Below are 6,297 nucleotides of genomic sequence, written 5' to 3'. Positions count from 1 at the left end.
AGCTATGTGTCGCTCCTGAGGCATTCTTAGTTAATGGGATCGCTACCGCGCTATAGGAAGCAGACCACTTCTCGATGCCGTTAAGAGAAAGTGTAGGGAGAGAGTAGAGCGGCTGACTCGGTGATAGTGAAATGTTTCCGCCCATAGCAATGCTTGCCACATCGGTACTCTCTGAAGGGAAGCTAAAAACGCTCTCCTGTGCGTCCAGTGTAACCGACAGAGAAGTTGTGAGGAAACAGCAGGCAGCGAGGATCCGAGTACTGCGTACCATATGCTTTATTACTCTTTTCATAGACTTAATTCTTCACAATGGGCTTACTATATGTCTTGCTGTCAGCTGTGATCACCAAGGTGTAGCGACCTATAGCGAGGTGAGACGTATCAATCCTGACTACCCTGTCACTATTCTCTCGGACAGTGACATACCGCTGAAGTACCTCTTGACCGGCAGATGAGATCAGAGCAATCTTCGCTAAATAGATATCCTCAGACAGCTCCACCACAACGTGGTCATAGCAGGGGATAGGATACACTCTGTAGGCCGGTTCGTCCGGTACGATATCCACTGTAAGTGGTACCCTCACAAAAGCTCCCTTGGCATCCTTTGCCGTCACCTCTAGATGAGCTTTCCCGAATACCAGCCCTTTGAGCTTAAGCACTGAACCACTCAGATCAATACCTATCAGCTGAGGAGAGTAGGACTTGACCTCATAAGAGACAGCATCACCCTCCGGATCAGAAAAATACTGTCTCAGATCCAGCTCTACGGATGCCCCCAGACCCTTAAGACGGATGAGCGAAGGCTCCTTTACGACGAGAGGAGACTTATTCTGTGCTATCTCGTAGGGGATCGACACCATCGTCTCCTCATATCCGTCTGATACGACAAGTATGAGTGAGTACTGTCCCTCTCCTCGGAGGCGTCTGAAGGTTATCTCTAACGCATCTCCATCTCGACGACACATTGCAGCCTCCGCATCTCCTGACAACCGGTAGGTCCAGTCGTGCCCGTCGGGATCTGTTATGCTTAGTCTTAGTGTAATAGGGGTAGCATCAGTAAGTAAGACCGGCTGTATTCCCTTGACAATTGGCTTGTGATTGGCTCGTGTACGAGCGCTAAAGAAGACCGGCTGCCCCTCGTGGTCCCATCTGTCTACCGGGACAAGAGCCAGTGAGTAGGCGTGGTCAAGAAGCAAGCCCTTTAGAGTGTAGATCACCTCTTCCCCAGCCTTGTACTTAGCAGCCTTGACCTCCACGGTCTTGCCGCCTCCCATCCGAGAGGCGTCCGAGAAGGGTTTCTCACTATAATAGAGGTTGTACGAGAGTGCTGTCCCGTCATCCTCATCAGTCACTGCTGGGAAGTGAATGGTGAGCGAGTCATAGCCCTCATCAACCTTGACCTCCCGTATTGCTTGAGGTGGCAGGTGCCGGTCAACTGCGAGTGCCTTAGTGGCATCGATATAGCCTGCTCCCAGCTTCCCTCTGTACTGGGGATTGATCTCCTCTATGTCGTATGGTCGAAGGGAGTGAAGCAGCCTATGCATAAGCTCCTCATTGGTGAAGCCCTTGCCACCAAACTTAGATGCGATCAAGGCAGCCACGCCGGTCACCAATGGCGCAGCCATAGAGGTCCCCTGCATATACCCATAGAGATCATCCGCAATAGTACTCAAGATAAATGCTGTGGGGTTACCAAATCGATAGTCTCCACCGGGAGCAGATATGTCTACCCAATCTCCGTGATTGGAGTAAATGGCTCGTACTCCTGTCGGACCATTTGATCCGACGGCGATGACCCTCTTATAGGCCGGAGGCATATAGTAGTACTCCTTATTATCGTTACCGGCAGAGAAGATGACCACTCCGCCTTTCATCGGAGAGGAGGGAAGCTGCTCTCCGGTAACAGGGTCGCACCCGGCGTTGTCGATAAAATAGTCAATCGCCACCTTATAGGACTTAGGAATGGCATCCGGGTCCGGACCGCCACCCATTCCCCAGGAATTGTTGGTGATCACAGCACCATGATCCGCTGCATAAGGAAAGGCATTGGGTGCAGCACGGAGGTTCGCAATGTCCGAGATAATCTCACAGCTCATGATCTTGACACCACTGCCACGAGTCCCATCACCTCCCGCAACACCTGCGATCCCGATGCCGTTATTGCGCGAGGCTGCGATGACACCCGCCACGTGTGTACCATGATCACCAGGGTCTATCTCAGACTGATTCTTACTAAAGTTGTACCCATGGAGATCATTCATCTCAGGATTAGGGGAGGGGTTGGTCCAGATATTATCAACCAGATCAGGGTGATCTACCTGTACACCCTCGTCAAGCACGGCAACAATTACCTGATTGCTCCCAGTCTCTTCTTTCCATGCGTCAAGCACATTAATGTCGAAGCCAGGTATAAAGCCGGTCTCCTGCCCTCTATTGTAGAGGTACCACTGATCATCAAAACGAGGATCGTTAGGAATGGTAGATGCATCTGTGCCAGATCGTAGAGCTGAGTGGGCGGGCTCTGCTGATCGGATCACACTATTGGATGGAAGAGAGATCACAGGTATTGCCTCGGCGTAGACGATACCATCTATCTCCTTCGCTTCGTCTACAGCGCGCAGAATAGCTCTTGTGGATGTAGGCTTAGTATTTGGAGAGAGCGTGATATCATACCAGAGATGAAGACCTGCTCTCCTTCGACGCTCTCGATAAGCCCCCTCGCCCTCATCGAAAACCCTTGTCACGTCGACCACTCCAAGCCTGTTAATAAAATCCTGTACTTCAGGATTATCAGCACGTAGGGTGCCGTGCTCAAGGGCTGTGGCGAGCTCCTCTGTCACCTCAATACGTATTGCCTCGTGAGAGATCCCATCCTCTACAGGACGCAGACTCTCAGTCTGATCCTTCGGCTCCAGTCCTGACTCGGTCGTGGTGCAGGAGGGAAAGAGGCCAATAAGGAGCGAGGCAAGACAGGGAAGAAATAAATCAGTCTTACTCATAACTCTAATCCTCTTCAAATGGAATATAAAGCATCACGACAAGGGGTTGCCCGGAAAGCACGGTGGCGAAGGAGGTCACTCTGGCACTTACGGCCATTTTCCTAGCACGATTGATATAGAAACGCTCCCAGATATCACCGGTTTGCCGTGTCTCAGTAAAGCCCTCCCTCTGAAGCAGATCCTTAAACTCGTCCGTCATCTTGAATGTCCCCTTGGCGGGCGAGTAGAAGAACTTACTGATATCGTATGTGAAGATCCTCATATTGACCAACTTATCGTCCTGGAAGAGATAGTCCCGACCAATATAGGTCTTGTCAAGAACGTCGAAGAAGTAATAGCCACCCTCACGATCAGAGTTCCTATCTGAGTAGGTACCACCGTGTGTGGACTCCCATGCTAGGACCTGCTGACGTGAGAGCCCCATCTCTCCGATGCCGTCAGGCAAGTGGTCAAATGTAGGCATCGGTCCTTGCTGTCTCTTCATAATATTGAAGACCACCATTGGCTCTACAGAGGGTAGCCCATAAGCAAGATTAGCAAAGATCTCGTAGGTGGTACCATTATGGATCACCTTCTTAATAAAGACGCGCTCCATACCGCTGTCTGCCTTGTACTCAAACCCAGCTTCCTCAAGCAGCTTAGTAAACTCATCATCCAGCATTTCAGAAGCGGTCTGACACTGCATTATGACCTCACGTAGATTGCGCCGATCAAAGCTATACTTGATCTCGTAGAATAGAGGGCTCACTGTATGATAGGTATGTGCTCCACCGGAAAGATAACTCGCATTTTGCACCACTCGGCTGTGACGAGCCTCCTCAAAGTCCTTCACCTGCTCCTTGGTAGACTCAGGCGTAAGCAATGGTAGGAGATAGTAGAGGGTGCCCTCCTGCCACACATTAAGCTTAATAGACTGATCCTTTGTCCGGACGAAAACAATGCCCGTCCGTGCGGTCCTTTCGCTATTCTCCGCTATAGTAAGAATGAGCTTGCTACCGAGGGGGACCCTGTCTGTCTTGATCCAAGAAGCCCCTTCTGCAATCTCACAAGACCAGTTAGGATCCTCTGTCAGGACATCCAGAGAGACTGTGCCGCCAAACTGGCTCTCCCGGATCTCTCTTGCGTTCCCTTCTCCGTCGGGGATAAGGAGAGCTTCACCAGTGAGATTGAGAGTGCTCTTCTCAGCCATCTGAGTAACATCAATCCTCCGAGATAGTCCTCCTGCCGAGACAAGCACAGAGGTCTGTCGTTGCTCTAGCATGCTATTGGGGGCTGCCTTTAGGATTACTGTATTTGCTCTCTGATCGACGACAAGCCATGACGCCTCCGAAACAGCTGTCCACTCAGTCTGATTGGTCTCCACGGCTACCTCCCTCTCACCACCTTGCGTCGGAAAGTCAATGGTGGTGTAGTCCGCCAGCTCCAGAGTGGCAGGTGGGACAATCTCTGATGTACATCCTGAGAGTAGCAGGAGGACTAGAACCAAAGGATAGAAATATTTATTTGTATTCATAACCATCAGCTTCTTTTCTTTGTCTTAAAGGGATAATAGACTACCTCAGAGGTTATACCATCCTCATCATAGCCAAAGACCACTATCCAGTATTGAAATCCCGGTAGCATCCGCTCATACTTGGAGCTATCCTTGCTCTCTGGTGAGATGATGTACTTCCCCTTTGTCAGGATGGTCTCGTCGTGGATAAGCTTCCACGCACCCATCTCCTTGAGGTCCTCACGTTTGGAGTAAAACTTGCCATAATTATCTCTCACCAATGCTACTACATACTGTAGATCATTCGATGAGGGCTGTACGGTTGCTATGATACCATTCGTAAGTATGTCCTCTACATTGATCTCAAATGTGAGTCCCTTCTTGATCTGTTTCGGCGTGGTGAAGGTGATAAATGAGACGTCACTAGTCTTCTCGCCTTTTTCTGTCAGTCCGTAGGCATAGAAGACATACTCCGTATCCGGAGTAAGTGTGGTGGCACCCACCTCCTTGGATGGTAGGTCCTTCTTTACACCAGTCGAGATCTGACTGCCGAGCACTGTAGTCCACTCTGCTCCTGAGGAGCTGAACCATCTCTTGTCGTACTCAAATATTCCTTCTGCGCCCCCATTGTTTTCCCAGTTTTCCTTATCAGTCACAGAAGCGTAGTAGCTCATGTCGGTCTCGGACGGGATGATGTCAAAAAGACCCGTAACGGCATGGAGGTCATGCGCCTTGAGCTCAAAGGTCAGTACCTTCTGGGGTGTAGTGACAGTGACCATGCAGGAAGAAGAAACACCTCCAATACTAGCTGTGATCTCAGCCTCACCGGCAGAAATTGCTGTCACGAGGCCTCCCGTGACAGTAGCGATACTCTCACTGGAGCTACTCCACACGATGTCTTCCACCGGGAGTGTAGAGGGTGACAGTGTTGCAGTGAGCGTAAATTGCTCCCCTACGACGAGAGACTTTGCTTGTTCGCTTAGCGTTATCTTCGTCTCGGGTGGAGTGACAGTACCACCGCCTGTTGTTCCTCCGTCTTTGGGGATCATGAAGGTCTGACCCTTGAAGTAAATGATGATATGAGTGTCGGTCTCCTTTATATCAAGACCACTCTCGCCGGTGCCACCGGTAGCCTTCACCGGTGCTCCGTCAGCCGTCGTGATGAGGTGCCAGCTCTTCCCGTCCAGGCTGTATTCCCAGTACCCCTTGGGGCTTACTCTCAGCAGAGGGGTGACGCCCGGCACGCCATCCATGCCCTGGGCTTGGATCTTCCTGCCATTAGGATCAAGCATCCAGGATCCATTGAGTGTCCAGTAATAGATATGATCCTCAGGATCCTCCTTGACCCCCACAGCAGAGCTGCTTCCGTCTTTTCCATGAAGGAGCTTGATAGTGGTGCCGTCGGTAAAGGTAAGCAGGTAGCCGGTACCATCGTCGAGGGGACGGTAGCTGTCTACCATCTTCTTGCCCGCCTGGGCAGAGAGCAGGCTCTTCAGAGTCTGGATTTCTTGATTGGCCACTGCAGTGTTTTTCTCCACCTTAGCTAGCCTAGACTCGTGATCATCCAGTCGACGACGCAGGTCATCCAGCGTCGGATTAGTGCAGGACTGGATACAGAGCAGTGGCAGTAGCACTGCCAGAGCATATAAGATTTTTGATTTCATAACCGTAAAGGTTTTAAGGGTTTATGTGATATGATAGAGGTCCACTGACCATCTAGGTAGTTGCGTGATCGCCAAAGTTGATGTCCGTCGCTTGATCCCAATAGACACGGAACATCATCCTAAAAGTCTTATATAGCTCAGG

At 50.7% G+C, this 6,297-nt stretch carries 4 protein-coding genes; all 4 read right to left on the bottom strand.

What is annotated here, in order from left to right:
* The coding region (locus Q0F21_RS04525) for a hypothetical protein (RefSeq protein ID WP_297237807.1) at positions 1-292 on the bottom strand (292 nt) is incomplete at its 3' end.
* A 4-nt stretch (positions 293-296) separates the two neighbouring features.
* Positions 297-2,999, bottom strand: a complete 2,703-nt coding sequence (locus Q0F21_RS04520) for a S8 family serine peptidase (protein ID WP_297237805.1) — start codon at positions 2,997-2,999, stop codon at positions 297-299.
* A 4-nt stretch (positions 3,000-3,003) separates the two neighbouring features.
* Positions 3,004-4,512: a BACON domain-containing carbohydrate-binding protein gene (locus Q0F21_RS04515; protein ID WP_297237803.1), complete on the bottom strand. Its 1,509-nt coding sequence runs from the start codon at positions 4,510-4,512 to the stop codon at positions 3,004-3,006.
* 5 nt (positions 4,513-4,517) lie between these two features.
* Positions 4,518-6,155, bottom strand: a complete 1,638-nt coding sequence (locus Q0F21_RS04510) for a PL29 family lyase N-terminal domain-containing protein (protein WP_297237801.1) — start codon at positions 6,153-6,155, stop codon at positions 4,518-4,520.
* Positions 6,156-6,297 lie beyond the last annotated feature (142 nt).

The organism is uncultured Porphyromonas sp. (assembly GCF_934359325.1).
Classification (GTDB): domain Bacteria; phylum Bacteroidota; class Bacteroidia; order Bacteroidales; family Porphyromonadaceae; genus Porphyromonas_A.
The sequence above is the reverse complement of the archived record's forward strand: the minus strand, read 5'-3'. Positions and strand labels throughout refer to the sequence as shown.